This is a genomic window from Neisseria sp. P0022.S010 (assembly GCF_051956635.1).
Window position 1 is genome coordinate 1 of record NZ_JBQCXF010000745.1, and the last position, 994, is coordinate 994.

General features: G+C 46.6%; 1 protein-coding gene. It reads right to left on the reverse strand.

Features of this window, described 5'->3' with window-relative positions:
- Positions 1 to 121 precede the first annotated feature (121 nt).
- Complete coding sequence (locus ACTHUT_RS21120; protein ID WP_250600918.1) at positions 122 to 823, reverse strand: 5'-methylthioadenosine/adenosylhomocysteine nucleosidase; 702 nt, start codon at positions 821 to 823, stop codon at positions 122 to 124.
- Positions 824 to 994 lie beyond the last annotated feature (171 nt).

Consider the following 994-nt stretch of genomic DNA (forward strand, 5'->3'; position numbering starts at 1 on the left):
GATAAATGCAATTAAAGTCGGAAAGGCCGTCTGAAAAAACAGGGATTCGGTTTTCAGACGGCCTTAGAATAAGGTTGAATCGTTCCGTATTCTAACGGAAATTCAACGTTTCTGCATGATTTTATAGCGATTTGACAATCTCGGTTACCATCTTCGCCGAGCTGACGGCCGCCGTTTTCAAAAACTCTTCAAAGCTGATGTCCGCTTTCTCATCTGCCGAATCGGATACGGCGCGAATAATCACAAACGGCACTTCTAACTGGTGACAAGTCTGCGCAATCGCCGCAGCTTCCATTTCCACTGCTTTGACCTCAGGGAAATGGCTGCGGATTTCCGCGACACCTTCGCTGCTGTGCACAAAACGGTCGCCACTAACAATCAAGCCTTGAGTTACAGCCGCACCTTCAAACACTTGCGCCGCCTTTTCTGCTTGGCGAATCAAGTTCTCATCCGATGCAAACACAGCAGGAAGTTGCGGTACTTGCCCCCAAACATAACCAAAAGCCGTTACGTCAACATCGTGATGCGCCACAGTTTTGCCGATGACCACATCGCCGACCTTCAATCCTTTGCCCAAACCTCCTGCACTGCCGGTATTGATGATGCAATCCGGTGCAAACTGATGAATGACCCAAGAAGTCGAAACCGCTGCATTAACCTTACCGATACCGCTTAAAACCAATACCATGCGTTTTCCTGCCAACTCGCCTTCATACGCCGAGAATTTACCGAAGGACACATGCTTGACATTAGCCATGCTTTCACGCAAAAGCTCGATTTCCTGCTCCATTGCGCCGACCACGGCAATTGTTTGTACTGACATCTCGTTACCTTTCCATTCACTAATCGGGCAACATTATAACAGCAGAATTTAAAATCACAGGGATACTGAAAAATCTGCTATATTCCCAGAACGACACTCAATTTAAAACAGATTGACGCTCGAGCTGGCAAACAGCAAATAATGGTTGCTTCTGTTATAATTATTCTCAAT